Source organism: Subtercola boreus (assembly GCF_003399645.1).
GTDB classification, from domain to species: Bacteria; Actinomycetota; Actinomycetes; order Actinomycetales; family Microbacteriaceae; genus Subtercola; species Subtercola boreus_A.
The window spans coordinates 1-866 of sequence record NZ_NBXD01000041.1 but is presented as its reverse complement, the minus strand read 5'-3'; the positions used below and the strand labels follow the sequence as shown (position 1 = coordinate 866).

Annotated in this window: 1 protein-coding gene; it reads left to right on the top strand. The window is 62.1% G+C overall.

From position 1 onward, the window contains the following. A partial coding sequence (locus B7R24_RS16720) for an IS3 family transposase (protein ID WP_116420207.1) occupies positions 1-850 on the top strand: 850 nt, incomplete at its 5' end. Positions 851-866: the final 16 nt, after the last annotated feature.

Here is an 866-nt window from a genome sequence, read left to right as displayed (position 1 = left end):
TCGTCGCACGATCAGCGACGCGGCCGTGATCGGGAAGCTCCACACGCTCCGGGAGCGTGACGCGAAGGGTCGTCAGAAACCCGAGGTGCTCTACGGGCGCCGGAAGATGACGGCATGGCTTGCCCGGAACGGGTTCAACGGTGTCTCCAAACACACCGTGGACCGGGTGATGCGGATCGAGGGCATGAACGGTCTCGTTCGAGGCCGGAAGACCCGCACCACGATCCCGGGCAAGAACGGTAAACGCGCCGGCGACCTCCTGAACCGGGAATTCAGTGCACCGCACCCGAACCACAGCTGGGTCACGGATTTCACGTACGTGCCGACCTGGTCAGGGTTCGTGTACGTCGCGTTCGCGATCGATCTGTACTCCCGCGCGATCGTGGGGTGGCAGTGCTCAACGATCAAGGACACCCCGTTCGTTGAGCAGTGCCTACGGATGGCGTTATGGCGCCGCGATCACACCGGCCGGCCCGTCCGCCCAGGCATGATCCATCACTCCGATGCCGGGTCCCAGTACACCTCGATCCGGTTCACCGAAACAGTCGCGCTCGAGGGACTCGTCGCATCGATCGGCAGTGTGGGTGACGCCTACGACAACGCTGCAGCAGAGACCGTCATGGGGCTGTTCAAGAACGAGGCCATCCGGAACGGATCACCCTTCAGAACCGGGCCACTGAAAACCCTCACGAACGTCGAGGAGACCGTCTTCGACTGGGTGACCTGGTACAACACCGACCGGCTACACAGCTACCTCGGGAACATCTCACCTGAAGAATACGAACGCAACTACTACGCTCAAGACCACGGCACATCAACCGGTGATGCCGCCAACACAAAGGCGGCATGAAACCCGGGACGGTTCA